Raw genomic sequence first — 15,054 nt, 5'->3', positions numbered from 1 at the left:
TCAGCACTGCTTCACCATGTTGGGCAGACAGACGGCCGGCGCATGCACCACCCGGTTGCTCTGGTCCACGACGACACCGTGCCCCTGCAGCATCGGCAACAACACATTCACGATCTGGGTCAAACCCTCGCTGGCCTTGCCTACCCGCTCCGGATGCGCCACCAGTGCGGTGACGATGTCGTCGATGCCGTTGACCGACGGCGCCAGCTCGCGGTTGTAGAACACCATCACCCGGTCGATGATGCGGGTCAATTCGCCGAGCAGCGTGAAGAATTCGACGATGTCGACAGACTTGCTGGTATAGCGCTGCCCGACCAGCGCAAACTGCTCGATCAAAGCCGTGAGTTGCTGACGCCCTGAGGTGAACGCGCTGCTGGCGTCGTTGACGAAATCCAGGCCGCGGTGGAAATCACCGCTCATCTTGCTCAGCGATCCGGTCAACTCGTTGGCGGACTGCAGGATCTCACGCAGCGCATTGGGGTATTTGTTGGTCGCGTTGGCGAGTTCAGTGAACGTGTCGTGGATGACCTGCCCGTTCACGTCGCGCAGAAAAGGCGTGACGGCCTGGATGATGTCGTTGCCCTCGAACGGTGTCTTGACCCGCTGCGGCGGAATGATGTTGCGGCCCAATGGCACATTGCCCTGCGGGTCGAGAGCCACGTAATGACCGCCGAGTGGTGTCAGCAGCCGGATATCCAGCGTCGAATCATTTCCGATCGACACCGAGCGGTCGGCGTCGAACGTCACCTCGACAAGCGTCCGGCTCAGCCGGACCCCGGTCACCTTGCCTACCGGAACACCGGCAACACGGACCTCGTCGCCGACCCGCACGCCGCCGGACGTGGCCGAGTGCGCGGTGTAGCTGGCCTGGCCGGCCGGATTGACGTATGCCAGCCCGGTGGTGACCAACGCGACGACGATGGCGAACACCCCCACGATGCCGAGGCGGCGATTGCGGACGGCCTCGCCGCGATCGTCGAGCACGCGACGATTCGGCAGGCCGATCATCGGCAGACCACCAAATCCTGCTGAGCGAAGGACACTTCGCCGATGCCGGGCAGGCGGACTTCACCGTGCGAGCACGTGAAGGCCGGTCGCTCGTCGTCGACCAGCGAGTCGCGCAGGCCCTGGATCAGGGTGGGGGCCAGAGACAGCCCGGCGATGACGGTGGGTGTCTGCGGGAACAGTCGGGTGGTCAGACCATAGAGCGGAGATGTCGACGCGTCGAAGCCGCGTTCGGCGGTCTGCAGCACCCGAACGAGGCTGCGCATCATCGGCAGTTCGATGTCGATGGAAGTGCGGAACTGCTCGGCTTTGGATGTGAATGTCGCCAGCGCACCGTTGAGGGCGTTGATGAGATCGAACAGCTGCTGCGACTTGCCGCCCAGATCATGTGACAGGTCACTGAGGTTGTGCAACAGCACCGTGATGACGGCCTGCCGGTTGACGGCGTACTTGGAGATGACGTCCAGGTCGCGCAGCACCGGCCCGATGCCGGTGTCGTCACCCTGGATGAGCCGCAGCAGGTTCTCTCCGAACTGGTTGAGCTGGGCCGCGTCGAGCGTCTGAAATACCGGACGGAATCCGTTGAACAGCTTGGTGATATCGAAGGACGGCACCGTCTGGCCCACGGGGATGCTGGAACCGTCGGGAAGACGTTGGCCGCCCGCCGAGGTCTGAACCAGCTCCACATAGCGCTGGCCCAGCAGGTTCTGGTAGCGCACGGCCGCAATGGTGTTGCGATACACCGGATGTTCGTTGAGCGCGGTGAAATCGACCTTGGCGGTGCGGCCGTCGAGCCGGATACCCTTCACCTTGCCTACCTGCACTCCGGAGATCCGCACGTCGTTGCCCACGTCCAGTCCGGAGACGTCGGTGAACGTCGCGGTGTAGTGCGAGACCGCGCCGTTGACCGGACTGCGCAGCGCGGTCAGCAGCAGGATTGCGCACACGGTGGCCACCGCGGTGAACACCGTCAGCCAAAATACCGGCTTTGCAAGCTTTCTCATCGTCGCGGTCCGCCGTCCAGGGACACTTCGGTGCGCAGCCGGACCTGTCCGTCGACCACCGTCAGCGCGCCGTCCGCGCGGTCGACCAGGCCCGACAGCCGGTCGTAGGCCGGGGCAAGACTGCCCGCGGCGAACGACGCGGGGATGCCGACGTTCATGATCGAGTTGACCAACTGGACGATCCAGCCGTTGTTCTGCGCAGCGAGCTGACCCACGTCAATCAGCAGTTGCCCGGTCTGGCCGAAAACTAGGTTGGTCCGCTCGATGCCACCGGGGCCCACCAGCGGGGTCAACCCGTCCACCAGACCGGTGCTCAGTTCGACCACTGGAAGCGCATCGCCCAGCCCGCTCACGAACGATGCCAGCACCGAAAGTGACTGCGCGACCGGCATGGTGTTGGTGTCGGCGATGATCTTGGCCAGGTCCGATCCGGCCCGGGCCAGCGGCTCGACGATGTCGGCGTGCCGGCGCAGAACCTCGATGACGTGCTCGAACTCCGGGTTGTCGAAACTGCGGCTCAGCTTCTGGCCCTGACGTAGCAGTCCGGTGATCGATGCGGCCTGCACGTCGGCGCTCATCACCAGCGTCTGGTTGGACCGCAGTGGCGGGCCGTTGCCCTCGCTGACGAGTTCCACTGCGGCCGTGCCGAATACGTTCGACGAGGTGAACCTGGCCTTGGTATCGGTGGTCAGCGCCCCGGCCTGGTGCGGATCGAGTACCACCGTCATGCGCTGCCTGTTGTAGCCGACCGATTCCAGTTCCTTCACCGAGCCGATGGCCAGGCCGTGGAACTTGACTTCGGCGCCGGGTGCCAGGCCCTCACCGATCGTGTTGGCGATCACGGTGAGCTTGAACGTGTCGTCGTAGGATCCCTGGGCGGTCTGGTAGAGCACGCTGCCCACCGCAGCCAACAGCACGGCAACGACAAGGCCGCGAATCCTCAGGGTGGTGGCGCTCGCCCGTCGCGCGAGCAGGTTACGGATCGTCATGTGCTACCCCGACAACCTCAGGCCCGGATTGTTGCCCCAGAACACCAACGTGAGCACCATGTCGGCGACCACCACCGAGATCAGGCTGGCCCGGATCGCACGGCCCGAGGCCCGGCCGACGCCTTCGGGACCACCGGCCGCGTAATAGCCCTCGTAGCAATGGATTGCCACAATCAACAGCACGAAGATGGCTGCCTTGACCACCGAGAGCAGCACGTCGGACGGTTGGATGAACGCATCGAAGTAGTGGTGGTAGGTGCCCGATGACTGGTGGTGGACCACGTTCACCACCAGGGAGCAGAACAGGTAACTCAGGACCAGCGACATCAGATAAAGCGGAATGATCGTGAAGACGCCGGCGAGGACGCGCGGAGTCACCACGTACGGAATCGACGAAATGCCCTGTACTTCAAGGGCATCGATCTCCTCGGAAATTCGCATAGCGCCGATCTCGGCGGTCATCCGGGTGCCCGCCTGTGCGCCGAATCCGATCGCCGCGATCATCGGCGCCATCTCCCGGGTGTTGGCGTAAGCGGAGATGAAGCCGGTCAGCGGCCCCATTCCGACCATGTCCAGGGCGGCGTATCCTTCGATGCCGACCGACGCCCCGATCGCGGCGCCCATGAACACCAGCACTCCCACGGTCCCGCCGCCGACGATCAATGACCCGTTGCCCCAGATCATGTCGACCAGGATCGCCCCGGTGTGGCGGCGGTATCGGGTCATGGTCCGCGGGATCGCGCCCAGCGCCAGGATCAGAAAGCTGGCCTGATGTCCAATACGCTCGAAGAACGCCAGACCCCGATTGGCTATTGCCTGTGGCAGCCGCAGAGCTGCGGCCACGCCGCCGGGCCGGTACTCAGCCGGCCTTGCCACATATCCCGTCATCAGCCCACCTTCGTCGGCATGAGCGTGGTGACTAGTTCGGTGATCACCAGGTTGAGCAGAAAGACCGCGACGACGCCCAGCACGACGGCGGCGTTGACCGCGTCAGCCACCCCGCGCGGGCCGCCCCTGGCCTCCAGCCCCCGTTGGCAGGCGATCAGTGTGACGATGACGCCGAACAACCACGTCTTCAGCAGAGCGACGACGAGATCGGCTGTGGTGGCAAAGGATCCGAACGAGGCGATGTAGCTGCCCGGAGTGCCGTCCTGGAAGGCCACATTGATCACGTAGCCGGCCGACAGGCCCATGAAAATGATGAAGACGCACAGGAACGGCGCCACCAGCATCATCGCGGCCAGCCGGGGCGTCACCAGGCGTTGCACCGGGTTGATGCCCATGACCCGCAACGCGTCAACCTCGTCGCGGATGCTGCGCGCGCCGAGGTCGGTGGTGACTGCCGCACCGGCCGCGCCGCCCAGCAGCAGCGCGGCGACGATCGGCGCGGCCTGCCTAATCACGCCCAGTCCGCCGGCCGCACCGGAGATCGAGGTCGCACCCACCTGTTGGATGACGCTGCCCACCTGGACGGCGACGATGACGCCGAACGGGATGGAGATCAGCAGCGCGGGGATCGCGGTGACGCTGACGATGAACGACGCCTGGTGCAAGGTGTCCCGCCACGGGTGGCGCAGCCGGAGCAGATCGGTGATCAGGTAGACCGCCGACTGGATGGCCAGGTCGAAGAAACGTCCCAGCGTCTGCAGCGAGCCGTCGGCCTTTCGGACAGCCCGGCGCCCCGCACTGACGATCCTCGGAGCGCTACGGCGAGGCATCACAGGTGCTTCCGGCGCAACCGTCCGCGAGCCGGCCGCAACTGGGCAGGCAGACGAAATAGACATGACGATTCCCCGGGGATCACACGGAAGTTTGGGCTAACTGACGTTGTTAGTGAGTTCGCACAGTACAACACCGGGCGTTATTAAAGCGAGTCCCAATTGTTATTTCTTTCGGGTGCCGTGATGCCGTGTCCAGAGCGTGGACATATTGTGCTGAATTTCAAATGTAAAGTATCTTTACGCGGTTGCTATACCGCTTCGATAAAGGCCGGCACGTCAAGCCGGAAGAGTTTCTCGGCCAATTTGCGGCGAACTGTGGTATGCAAGCCGCCACCGGTTTAGGCTGCGCTACACATTTACCGGTTCCTTGACATTGGAGGTTGCCGCCATGGAGGCAACGGCTTCACAAACCGCCGCGACACTGGCCACCGCACCGGATGCGCTGCGCAGCGAGTACGACGTAGTGATCCTCGGCTCCGGTTACGGAGGCGCCATCACCGCAGCACGGCTCGGGGTGGCCAATGCGCGGGCCGGCGGCAAGCTGCGCATCGCGGTCTTCGAGCGCGGCTCCGAGCACCCGACCGGCACCTTCCCGGAGACCGAGAAGGCGGCAGCGGCTGAACTGCGTTCGCCGCTCAATCCACTGGGGTTGATCGAACTCGAACGCTTCAAAACCATCGACGTCATCCACGCCAACGGCCTGGGTGGCACCTCGCTGATCAACTTCAACGTGGCGATCGTGCCGGACCGGGAAGTGTTCCTGGCCTCGTGGCCCAAGGCGTTTCAGCGGCTGGTGGAGCAGGAGCGGGAGGGGGTCGGCGGGCTCGAGGAGTACTACGCGCGGGCCCGGCGGATGCTGGGCGCGGTGCCGTACGCCGAAAACGTGCCGCTGCGCCGAGTCGACGCCTTCACCCAGATCGCCAAGAACGCCGGCGCCCAGCTACAACTGCTCAATCTCACCGTCAGCACCGAGGACCGGGTCACCAAATACGGTGTGCAGCGCCGGCGATGCCCCAACCACGGCGGCGACGGGACCGGCGACAACACCGGTTCGAAGAACACCCTCATGACCAATTACCTGCCGATGGCCGCTCACTTCGGCGTCGAGCTGTTCGCCGGTATCGAGGGGCTGCGCGTCGAGCCGACCGACGACGGCCGCTGGCGCGTGATCACCCGTCGCACCAGCGGCAAGGGCGGCCAAGAGACCGCGGTGCTGGCCCGGCAGGTGGTGGTGTCGGCAGGCACCTTGGGAAGCAACGGGATCCTGCTGCGCTCGGGTCAGGCCGGGTTGGCGTTGTCGACCCGGGTCGGCAAGAACTTCAGCGGCAACGGCGACAACTTCGGCATCGCCTACAACACCGACATGCGGACCGACACCCAAACCTGGGCCACCACCGACGGGCCGCCACGCTCATTGCTGGCGTGTGGGCCCAGCATCACCGCCGCGATGCGCTTCGGCGCCGACCAGTCCGACCTGCGCAAACGATTCACGGTGCAGGATCTGTCGCTGCCCCGCGCGCTGATTGACAGCTTCCGCTTCGGGCTGATGGGTCTGGCCGCGACGAGCTACCGCGACTATCGCAGAGACAAGCTGGACCGGTGGCGGCGCGACATCACGTTCAACACCGACGGGGCGATGAACCACTCGCTCGGCTTCCTGATCATGGTGCACGACAACTCCGACGGCGAGCTGGTGTTGCGCAAGAACGGCACCGTCAAGATCGACTGGCCCGGGGCGCCCACGGAGCTTGTCTACAAGGATGTGGACGCCGTCATGCGGCCGGCGGTCGAAGCCATCGGCGGCACCTATATCAAGAACCCGCGCTGGGACAAGCGGTTCCTGGGCAAGCACCTGATCACCGCTCATCCGATGGGCGGCTGCACCACGGCGGACAACGTCGACGCGGGCGTGGTCGACCATGCGGGGCGGGTGTTCCGGCCGGACGGCGGCACTTACGACGGGTTGTACGTGTGCGACGCGTCGGTGATCCCACGGGCGATCGGGGTCAACCCGTTCCTGACCATCTCGATGTTCGCCGAGCGGACGGCCGAACTGATGCGCGAGGAGCTGGACCTGCCCGGCTATGACCCGGCCGTCGAAGGTGACGACCGGGCCTAGGCCGGTCGTCAGACTAGGTGCGCAGCGCGAAGAAGCCGATCATCTCGTAGCGGTCCCGGGGCAGGCGGAACAGGATCTTGCCCAGGTAGGTGCCCGGCACCACCTCGACCAGTTCGTCGCGGATGCTGCGGATGATCACGTAGGGATTTTCCTTGACGTCTGCATAGTCGATGACCATGACCTGCACATCCGGGTCCTGCTTGCCGGCGTCCTGATAAGTCTTGAAGTCGAAGGCGAGCTTGCCGTCGGCGGCGTCCTTCATCTTGTACAGCGGCCACAGCAACTTCGACGGAAGCTTGGCATTGGAGGTCATCCGGTTGTCGCCGGTGCCGGCCGCGAGGTCGAACCGCTTGCCCTGCCACGGCATCCACAGGTTGGTGACGAAGCGTGCCGCCGCGTCGACGACCGGATTAGTCGTCGTCATCACGAGAATGCCGTCGGTAGCCCCGTCCAGGTCGCCCGGCGGCGTCCCGTTGCGGAAGATCGCGTCCAGTTCGGCCGCTGCGGCGGCACTGTCAGACTTCGCTCGCTCTTTCAGGTCGACGATCCATTGCCAGGCCTCGTCGGCCGCCTCCCGCTGCCGCAGTTCGGTAACGCGGGATTCGGTTGCTTCAACTGACATTTCATACCCTTATCTGTGATCGGGCCCCATAGGTCATCCAGGCGGAGCGCAATGGCCCAGATGTTAACCCCGCAATAGCCGAAATGGAACAGCTTCTGCAAAAGACAATTTTGTCTAATATGCGACAATTCGCGATCGCATCGCTGGACAAATTCACGCCGCGATCAGTTTTTCTGGGCGCGCGTAAAGCCGGTTGACAGACGTCGGCTAAAGCCAGGTGTCGTCCGTCGTGGTCGTCAGAAATGCCTCTAAGTCGTCGCGCCACTGCGCCGGCGTGGTCTTGTCCGGCTCGATGCCGGTGTACGAGCCGCGATAAAACAGCAACGGACGGGGTTTGATCTTGGGCACCTCGGACAGCGAATTCACCGCACCGAACACGACGAAGTGATCACCCCCGTCATGCACCGACGCCACTGTGCAGTCGATGTAGGCCAGCGAGCCCTCGATGATCGGCGAGCCGAGTTCCGAAGCGCGCCAGTCGATTCCGGCGAACTTGTCAGGCTCTTTGGAGCCGAATCGGGCCGAGACGTGCTTTTGCGACTCGGTGAGCACGTTGACGCAGAACCGGCCACTGGCCTCGATGGCCTGCCAGGAGCGGGAGACCTTGGTCGGGCAGAACAGCACCAGTGGCGGGTCCAGCGACAGCGCGGCGAACGACTGGCAGGCGAAGCCGACCGGCACGTCGTCGTGCACGGTGGTGATGATGGTGATCCCGGTGCAGAACTGACCCAGCACGGTGCGGAATGCGCGCGGGTCAATCGGCGCAGCAGTCATTACTGAAGGTTAGCCACGCATGCCGACGCTGAAGTCGTGGCCCCACAGGCTCACCGCGGTGCTCTCCCGCGCAATCCAGTCGTCGTCTTGCACTTTCCTGCCCTCGCAACCGAATTCGACGTCGAATCCGCCTGGCGTCTTCATGTAGAAGGACAGCATCAAGTCATTGACATGCCGGCCGAGGGTGGCCGACATGGGCACCTTGCGGCGCAGCGCGCGGTCCAGGCACAGGCCGACGTCGTCGGAATTCTCCACTTCCACCATCAGGTGCACGATGCCCGACGGCGTCGGCATCGGCAGGAAGGCCAGCGAGTGGTGCCGGGGATTGCAGCCGAAGAACCGCAGCCACGCCGGCGCGCCGTCGGCGGGTCGGCCCACCACCTGCGGGGGCATCCGCATCGAGTCCCGCAGCTTGAAACCGAGCACGTCGCGGTAGAAGTGCAGCGCCTCGGCGTCGTCGCGGGTGGTCAGCACCACGTGACCCAGGCCCTGTTCCTCGGTGACGAACTTGTGCCCGTAGGGACTGACCACGCGGCGGTGTTCCAGGGCCGCGCCATGGAAGACCGCCAATGGGTTGCCGGAGGGATCGTTGAACAGGATTAACTCGTCGACCCGGCGTTCGGCCAGTTCGGCGGCGGTGGCTTCCTTGTACGGCGTGCCCTCTATCTCCAGCCGATTCCGGATCTCCTGCAGCCCTTGCGCGTTCGCGCACTCCCAGCCGGCCTCGGCCAGCCGGTCCTGCTCGCCGGGAACGATCACCAGCCGGGCCGGAAAGTCGTCCATCCGAAGGTAGAGGGCACCTTCGACGGTGCCCTTGCCCTCGACCATGCCGAGCACCTTCAGGCCGTAGTCTCGCCACGCGGCCATGTCGGTGGCCTCGATGCGCAGATAGCCCAATGACCGGATGCTCATCTCGCACCTCCTAGGAAATCGATTGTCAGGTTGTTGAACTCGTCGAACTTCTCCACCTGAGCCCAGTGTCCGCACTGCCCGAAAACGTGCAGCTGGGCCCTCGGAATGGTTTTCAGCGCCACCAGCGCGCCGTCCAGCGGGTTGACCCGGTCCTCGCGGCCCCAGATCAACAGCACCGGCTGGCGCAGCTTGTACACCTCGCGCCACATCATGCCGAGCTCGAAGTCGGCCCCGGAGAACGACATTCCCATCGCGCGGGTCGCCTGCAACGACTCTGGCGTGCTGGCCAGTTCGAAGCGCTGGTCGATCAGCTCGGGTGTGATCAGTTTCTGGTCGTACACCATGACCCGCAGGAACGCCTCGAGGTTTTCGCGGGTGGGCTCCATGGAGAACTTGCCCAGCCGCTTGACGCCTTCGGTCGGGTCGGGCGCGAACAGGTTGACGCTCAGACCGCCCGGCCCCATCAACACCAGCTTGCCGGCCCGGTCCGGGTAGTCCAGCGCGAATCGCACCGCGGTGCCACCGCCGAGTGAATTGCCCACCAGCGGAACGCGTCCCAGCTCAAGCTGGTCGAACAGACCTTTGAGGGCCCGGGCCGCGTACCGGTTGAACTGCCCGTGCTCGGCCCGCTTGTCGGAGTGGCCGTAGCCGGGCTGGTCGACCGCCAGCACGCGAAACTGCCGCGCCAGCACGGCGATGTTGCGCGAGAAGTTGGACCAACTCGACGCGCCGGGTCCCCCGCCGTGCAACAGCACCACCGTCTGGTCGTTACCGGCGCCCGCCTCGTGATAGTGCAGCTTCAGCGGTCCGTCGACGTCGACTTCCGCGGTGCGCGACGTTGATTCGAACGTTATTTCCTCGGTGGCGGTCATCCCTAGACCATGGTGTCGCCGGGGGGCAACCCGAACTCGTTGTTACCGAAGATCACGTACGCCCGCTCGGGGTCGTTGGCTGCGTGCACCCGACCGGCGTGCGCATCCCGCCAGAAGCGTTGTACCGGTGCGTCATTGGCCAGTGCGGTGGCACCGGAGGCCTCGAACAGCCGGTCGATCGAAGCGATCGCGCGGCCGGTGGCGCGCACCTGGTCGCGCCGGGCCCGGGCCCGCAGCTCGAACGGGATCTCCTTGCCGGCCGCCAACAGTGCGTACTCGTCGGAAACGTTGCCGCTCAGCTGCCGCCAGGCCGCGTCGATGTCACTGGCCGCCTCGGCGATGCGCACCTTGGCGAACGGGTCGTCCTTGGCCTTCTCGCCGGCGAACGCGGCGCGCACCCGCTTGCCCTGGTGCTCCACATGCGCCTGGTAGGCGCCGTACGCCATGCCCACGATGGGCGCCGAAATGGTAGTGGGATGCATTGTGCCCCAAGGCATCTTGTAAACCGGGGCGGTGTTGGTCTGATAACCGCCGGCGGTGCCGTCGTTCATCGCCTTGTAGGACAGGAACCGGTGCCGGGGCACGAACACGTCCTTGACGACGACGGTGTTGCTGCCGGTGCCCTTCAGCCCGACCACGTGCCACACGTCGTCGATGCGGTACTCGGTGCGGGGGATCAGGAAGCTGCCGAAGTCGACCGGGCGACCGTCCTTGATGACCGGTCCGCCGAGGAAGGCCCAGGTGGCGTGGTCGCAGCCGGATGACCAGTTCCACGACCCGTTGACCAGGTAGCCGCCGTCGACGACGACACCGGCGCCCATCGGGGCGTACGACGAGGAGATACGGGTCCTGGCGTCCTCACCCCAGACCTCTTCCTGGGCCTGCTGGTCGAACAGCGCCATGTGCCAGTTGTGCACACCGAGGATCGAGCTCACCCAGCCGGTGGAACCGCACGCACTGGCCAGGCGGCGCACCGCCTCGAAGAACAGGGCGGGTTCGCACTGCAGTCCGCCCCACTGCTCCGGCTGCAGCAGCGTGAAGAAGCCGACCTCGTCCAGTTCCGCAACGGTCTCGTCGAGCAAGCGGCGCCGATCTTCTGTGGCCTGAGCACGCTCCCGGATCCGCGGCAGCAGATCATCGATGGCAGCTAGGACCGTCTGCGCATCACGCTGTTGAATAGTGGTCACTGACGTATGCCTCCTGGGAGTGCTGACTTACACAAAGACTAGAACACGTTCCGATTTGTGTCGAGCAGGGTATTCCTGCGGCTGGTAGAGATGCGAATCGGGTTTTCTATAACATGTTCTAGTTGAGACCGAAGAGAGGAAGCGCCTTGACTGAGGCGGATCTGGACCAAGCACCTGACGAGCCGCTGGGCGACCATGTCCTGGAGCTGCAGATCGCCGACGTCGTCGCCGAAACCGACGACGCGCGGTCATTGGTGTTCGAGGCACCCGGTGATGCACCCGTACCGCCCGAGCGACTGCGTTATGCGCCCGGTCAGTTCCTGACCCTGCGGGTGCCCAGCGACCGCACCGGCTCGGTGGCGCGCTGCTACTCGCTGTGCAGTTCGCCGTTCACCGACGACTCGCTGACGGTGACGGTGAAGCGGACGGCGGACGGTTACGCGTCCAACTGGCTGTGCGAGCACGCCCATAAGGGCATGCGCATCCACGTGCTCGCCCCCTCGGGCACTTTCGTGCCCAAGACGCTGGACGACGACTTCCTGTTGCTGGCCGCCGGTAGCGGAATCACCCCGATCATGTCGATCTGCAAATCAGCGTTGTCCGAAGGCAGCGGGCAGGTGACGCTCGTCTACGCCAACCGCGACGACCGCTCGGTCATCTTCCGCGACGCGCTGCGAGAGCTGGCCACCAAGTACCCGGACCGGCTCACCGTGGTGCATTGGCTGGAGTCGCTGCAAGGCCTACCGAGCGCGGCCGCGCTGGCGGCACTGGCGGCGCCGTTCACTGGTCGCCCGGCCTTCATCTGCGGGCCCGGGCCCTTCATGGAGGCGGCCCGGCTCGCGTTGGAAACGCTGAAAGTGCCTGCGCAGCAGGTGCACATCGAGGTATTCAAGTCGCTGGAGTCCGACCCGTTCGCGGCCGTGACGATCAAGGACGCCGGTGACGAGGAGGCGGCCACCGCGGTCGTGGAGCTGGACGGCGAAACCCACACCGTGTCCTGGCCGCGCAACGCCAAACTGCTCGACGTGCTGCTGGCCAAGGGGCTAGACGCCCCGTTCTCCTGCCGGGAAGGGCACTGCGGCGCCTGCGCGGTGACCCTGCGCAGCGGCAAGGTGAGCATGGAGGTCAACGACGTGCTCGAACAGCAGGACCTCGACGACGGGCTGATCCTGGCCTGTCAATCTCACCCGGAATCTGATTCGGTAGAAGTGACCTACGACGAATAGTCGCGGGGATAAGTTCTGCTTGGCGATCGGTGGGAAGGGGAGCAGGATGAAGCGGCTGTTACCGGGTCTGGCGCTGGGTGGGCTGCTCGCGGCGCTGGCGCCCACTCCGATGGCTTCGGCCGCCAGCAACACCGCGACCACGCTCTTCCCGGTCGACGAAGCTACCCAGATCCAGACGCACAGCTTCGTCGACTGCCATGGCAACGGCAGCTGCGATTTCGTCGCGGGCGCGAACCTGATGACCCCCGACGGGCCGGCGGGTTTCCCCCCGGGCCTGTGGGCGCGGCAAACCACCGAGATCCGCTCCAACAGCCGGGTGGCCTACCTGGATGCCCATGCGACGAGCCAGTTCGAGCGGGTGATGAAAACCGGCGGGGGCGACGTGATCACCACCGTCTACTTCGGCGAGGGACCGCCGGACAAGTACCAGACCACCGGTGTCATCGACTCGACCAGTTGGTCGACCGGGCAGCCGATGACCAACGTGATGGTCTTCGTGTGCACCCACATGCAGGTGGTGTACTCGGGCGTCAACCTCACCTCACCCAGCACCTGCGCGCAGACTAACTTCTCCTAGGCTGGCCGCTCCTAGGGCTCGCTGGGTGGCGCAGCTAGCCGGGTCGAACCCGCCGCACGACAGGCCGGCACTTTAGGTGGAGCCGCCAGTGCCGCCGTTGCCGTTGCTGTTGTACCCGATACCTCCTTGACCACCTTGTCCTGGGTTGGAGCCGCCGGAGCCACCGCTGTTTCCTCCGACGGCACCGGTGCCGCCCCCGCTGCCGTTGTTACCGGCGAAGCCGTTGCCGCCGTTGGCGAACACGTTGGAGATGTTGACGCCGGCGCCCCCGCCACCTCCGCCGCCGCCAGCAGAACCGGGCACCAAGAACGTGCCCGCGCCGCCGGAGCCGCCTGTGTAAGCGGGTATCCCGGTGCCGACATCGCCGCCTGCGCCGCCGCTGCCGCCCTGCCCACCGACTGCGACCGCGGCGCCGCCACCGCCACCGCCACCGCCGGCAGCGCCGCCGAACTGGGTCACGTAGCCGCCGGCACCTCCGCCGCCCCCAGCGCCGCCGGCGCCGGGTGCCGTTGCGCCGAATGCACCAACACCTCCGCTACCTCCTGTGCCGCCGAATCCGGTGAGCGGAAGTCCATTGGTCGCATTCCCGCCGTTACCACCGGTACCACCCGTGCCGCCGCTGCCACCCGTTCCGAGGGAACCGGTACCGGTGCCCGCTTGACCGCCGGCGCCGCCGGCACCGCCGCCGCCGCCGCCCCCGCCGGTTCCGTCCGCGAGGAATGCCACGCTGTAGTCGCCGCCTGAGCCGCCGGCGCCGCCGCGACCACCTTGGCCGCCCGTGCCGTTCTGTCCGCCCGAGGGGGTGTTTCCACCGAGGCCGCCGGTGCCGCCGGTGCCGCCGCTGCCACCCTGGGTGGTAGGACCACCAAAGACTGTGCTGCCGAAGCCCTTACCACCGGTGCCACCGTCACCGCCTATACCGCCGGTGCCGCCCTTGCCGCCGGCCGCCGTGCCACCGAACCCGACACCACCGCCACCGGCGTCCCCACCGGTCCCGCCGGTCCCGCCGGTCCCGCCGGCCTGGCCCGACTGGGTCACGGACGCACTGTCGGCGCCGTTGCCGGCGTCCCCACCGGTCCCGCCGGCACCGCCGGTGCCGCCGACATTACCGGCCTGGCCCGAGCCGGTGCCGTCGTTGCCGGTGCCACCGGTGCCGCCGGTGCCGCCGGCACCGCCGGTGCCGCCGACACCACCGACACCCTGGTTGCCGCCACCACCCTGGCCCGCGGCCCCGCCGGCACCCCCGGTGCCGCCGGCCCCACCGTGACCGCCCTGGCCACCCTGCTGACCGGCCGCCACCGCCGCGGTGAAGTCCGCACCACGCCCGCCGTTGCCGCCGACGCCGCCCTGGCCGCCGTCACCGGCCTGGCCCGAGGCCGCCGTGCCACCGAACCCGACACCACCAGTTCCCGCGTCTCCACCAGCCCCGCCGGTCCCGCCGGTCCCGCCGCTCTGGGCAGCCTGCGCCGTCGAGGTGCTATCCGCACCGGTACCGCCTTGGCCGCCGGTGCCGCCGACCCCGCCGCTACCGCCAACTCCACCGGCACCCTGGCGACCACCGCTACCGGCGCCTGCGGCTCCACCGGCACCGCCATTACCGCCCGCCCCGCCGCGCGCACCGGAATCGCCGGTCGCTCCGGCCGCAAGTGCCGCCGCGCCCGCACCACCGGCGCCGCCATGTCCACCCGAACCACCCTGGCCGCCGTCACCGGCGGCGCCCACCTGCCCTGCGCTACCGAACAATCCGCCAGCTCCACCGGCACCCGACGCACCACCCGCACCGCCAGTGCCGCCAATCCCGCCGGCTCCGCCGACTTGGCCGATGGTGGCGCTGTGGTCGGTGCCCGCGCCTCCCTGGCCCCCGATTCCGCCGACCCCGCCATGACCACCGGCCCCACCGGCGCCCAGCAACCCACCCACGCCAAGCGGCCCAGCCGCCGCACCGCCGGCACCGCCTGCGCCCCCGGCACCGCCGATGGCTCCTGTCGCACCGGTGTCACCGACCGCGCCGACACCACCTGCACCGCCGACGCCACCGGCCCCGCC

Annotated in this window: 13 protein-coding genes and 1 pseudogene; 3 read left to right on the top strand and 11 right to left on the bottom strand. The window is 66.6% G+C overall.

Features of this window, described 5'->3' with window-relative positions; translation table 11 throughout:
* From AWC08_RS10035 to AWC08_RS10015, 5 genes are read right to left on the bottom strand one after another with little or no spacing between them, the layout of a single operon-like run.
* A complete protein-coding gene (locus AWC08_RS10035; RefSeq protein WP_069434360.1) occupies nt 1-1,008 on the bottom strand; it encodes an MlaD family protein in 1,008 nt (335 codons plus the stop codon).
* Nucleotides 1,005-2,009, bottom strand: coding sequence for an MlaD family protein (locus tag AWC08_RS10030; RefSeq protein ID WP_065132093.1), 1,005 nt, complete (start codon nt 2,007-2,009; stop codon nt 1,005-1,007). Before AWC08_RS10030 ends, AWC08_RS10035 begins: the two co-directional genes overlap by 4 nt.
* Complete coding sequence (locus AWC08_RS10025; protein ID WP_065132092.1) at nt 2,006-2,998, bottom strand: MlaD family protein; 993 nt, start codon at nt 2,996-2,998, stop codon at nt 2,006-2,008. Before AWC08_RS10025 ends, AWC08_RS10030 begins: the two co-directional genes overlap by 4 nt.
* A gap of 3 nt (nt 2,999-3,001) precedes the next feature.
* Nucleotides 3,002-3,886: an MlaE family ABC transporter permease gene (locus AWC08_RS10020; RefSeq protein ID WP_065132091.1), complete on the bottom strand. Its 885-nt coding sequence runs from the start codon at nt 3,884-3,886 to the stop codon at nt 3,002-3,004.
* Nucleotides 3,886-4,782, bottom strand: coding sequence for an MlaE family ABC transporter permease (locus AWC08_RS10015; protein WP_082986066.1), 897 nt, complete (start codon nt 4,780-4,782; stop codon nt 3,886-3,888). Before AWC08_RS10015 ends, AWC08_RS10020 begins: the two co-directional genes overlap by 1 nt.
* Nucleotides 4,783-5,107: 325 nt before the next feature.
* On the opposite strand from AWC08_RS10015, the gene AWC08_RS10010 reads away from it, so the two are divergent.
* The gene (locus AWC08_RS10010; RefSeq protein WP_065132090.1) at nt 5,108-6,838 is read left to right on the top strand and encodes a GMC oxidoreductase; all 1,731 of its coding nucleotides are present in this window, start codon (nt 5,108-5,110) and stop codon (nt 6,836-6,838) included.
* Nucleotides 6,839-6,851: 13 nt separating this feature from the next.
* Here AWC08_RS10010 and AWC08_RS10005 read toward each other — a convergent pair whose 3' ends face one another.
* From AWC08_RS10005 to hsaA, 5 genes are all read right to left on the bottom strand, one after another.
* Entirely contained in the window at nt 6,852-7,460 is a 609-nt protein-coding gene (locus AWC08_RS10005; protein ID WP_065132089.1) for a hypothetical protein, read from the bottom strand.
* 207 nt (nt 7,461-7,667) lie between these two features.
* Entirely contained in the window at nt 7,668-8,234 is a 567-nt protein-coding gene (gene hsaB / locus AWC08_RS10000) for a 3-hydroxy-9,10-secoandrosta-1,3,5(10)-triene-9,17-dione monooxygenase reductase subunit (protein ID WP_065132088.1), read from the bottom strand.
* Between the two features lie 9 nt (nt 8,235-8,243).
* Nucleotides 8,244-9,146 carry an iron-dependent extradiol dioxygenase HsaC gene (hsaC, locus tag AWC08_RS09995; protein WP_065132087.1) on the bottom strand — a complete coding sequence of 301 codons (903 nt, stop codon included), beginning with the start codon at nt 9,144-9,146 and terminating at the stop codon, nt 8,244-8,246.
* Nucleotides 9,143-10,018, bottom strand: a complete 876-nt coding sequence (hsaD, locus tag AWC08_RS09990) for a 4,5:9,10-diseco-3-hydroxy-5,9,17-trioxoandrosta-1(10),2-diene-4-oate hydrolase (protein WP_065132086.1) — start codon at nt 10,016-10,018, stop codon at nt 9,143-9,145. The genes hsaC and hsaD overlap by 4 nt, the downstream gene beginning before the upstream one ends.
* Before the next feature lie 2 nt (nt 10,019-10,020).
* A complete protein-coding gene (gene hsaA / locus AWC08_RS09985) occupies nt 10,021-11,205 on the bottom strand; it encodes a 3-hydroxy-9,10-secoandrosta-1,3,5(10)-triene-9,17-dione monooxygenase oxygenase subunit (protein ID WP_065132085.1) in 1,185 nt (394 codons plus the stop codon).
* Nucleotides 11,206-11,351: 146 nt separating this feature from the next.
* Here hsaA and AWC08_RS09980 point away from each other — a divergent pair, with 146 nt between their 5' ends.
* Entirely contained in the window at nt 11,352-12,431 is a 1,080-nt protein-coding gene (locus AWC08_RS09980) for a ferredoxin--NADP reductase (protein ID WP_065132084.1), read from the top strand.
* A gap of 46 nt (nt 12,432-12,477) precedes the next feature.
* Nucleotides 12,478-13,008 (top strand): hypothetical protein, encoded by a 531-nt coding sequence (locus tag AWC08_RS09975; protein ID WP_069434362.1) that lies wholly within the window; start codon nt 12,478-12,480, stop codon nt 13,006-13,008.
* A 72-nt stretch (nt 13,009-13,080) separates the two neighbouring features.
* Here AWC08_RS09975 and AWC08_RS39000 read toward each other — a convergent pair.
* Nucleotides 13,081-15,054 (bottom strand): annotated as a pseudogene (locus tag AWC08_RS39000) (PE family protein); the annotation flags it as partial.

The sequence above is a fragment of the Mycobacterium gordonae genome (genome assembly GCF_002101675.1).
GTDB classification, from domain to species: Bacteria; Actinomycetota; Actinomycetes; order Mycobacteriales; family Mycobacteriaceae; genus Mycobacterium; species Mycobacterium gordonae.
Note: the sequence above shows the minus strand (reverse complement) of the source record. Positions and strands in the feature narration are given on the sequence as shown.

Bases quoted from the DNA above. Each gene is read 5' to 3' on its own strand.
- AWC08_RS10035 (WP_069434360.1), bottom strand. From the start codon at position 1,008: ATGATCGGCCTGCCGAATCGTCGCGTGCTCGACGATCGCGGCGAGGCC.
- AWC08_RS10030 (WP_065132093.1), bottom strand. From the start codon at position 2,009: ATGAGAAAGCTTGCAAAGCCGGTATTTTGGCTGACGGTGTTCACCGCG.
- AWC08_RS10025 (WP_065132092.1), bottom strand. From the start codon at position 2,998: ATGACGATCCGTAACCTGCTCGCGCGACGGGCGAGCGCCACCACCCTG.
- AWC08_RS10020 (WP_065132091.1), bottom strand. From the start codon at position 3,886: ATGACGGGATATGTGGCAAGGCCGGCTGAGTACCGGCCCGGCGGCGTG.
- AWC08_RS10015 (WP_082986066.1), bottom strand. From the start codon at position 4,782: ATGTCTATTTCGTCTGCCTGCCCAGTTGCGGCCGGCTCGCGGACGGTT.
- AWC08_RS10010 (WP_065132090.1), top strand. From the start codon at position 5,108: ATGGAGGCAACGGCTTCACAAACCGCCGCGACACTGGCCACCGCACCG.
- AWC08_RS10005 (WP_065132089.1), bottom strand. From the start codon at position 7,460: ATGTCAGTTGAAGCAACCGAATCCCGCGTTACCGAACTGCGGCAGCGG.
- hsaB (WP_065132088.1), bottom strand. From the start codon at position 8,234: ATGACTGCTGCGCCGATTGACCCGCGCGCATTCCGCACCGTGCTGGGT.
- hsaC (WP_065132087.1), bottom strand. From the start codon at position 9,146: ATGAGCATCCGGTCATTGGGCTATCTGCGCATCGAGGCCACCGACATG.
- hsaD (WP_065132086.1), bottom strand. From the start codon at position 10,018: ATGACCGCCACCGAGGAAATAACGTTCGAATCAACGTCGCGCACCGCG.
- AWC08_RS09975 (WP_069434362.1), top strand. From the start codon at position 12,478: ATGAAGCGGCTGTTACCGGGTCTGGCGCTGGGTGGGCTGCTCGCGGCG.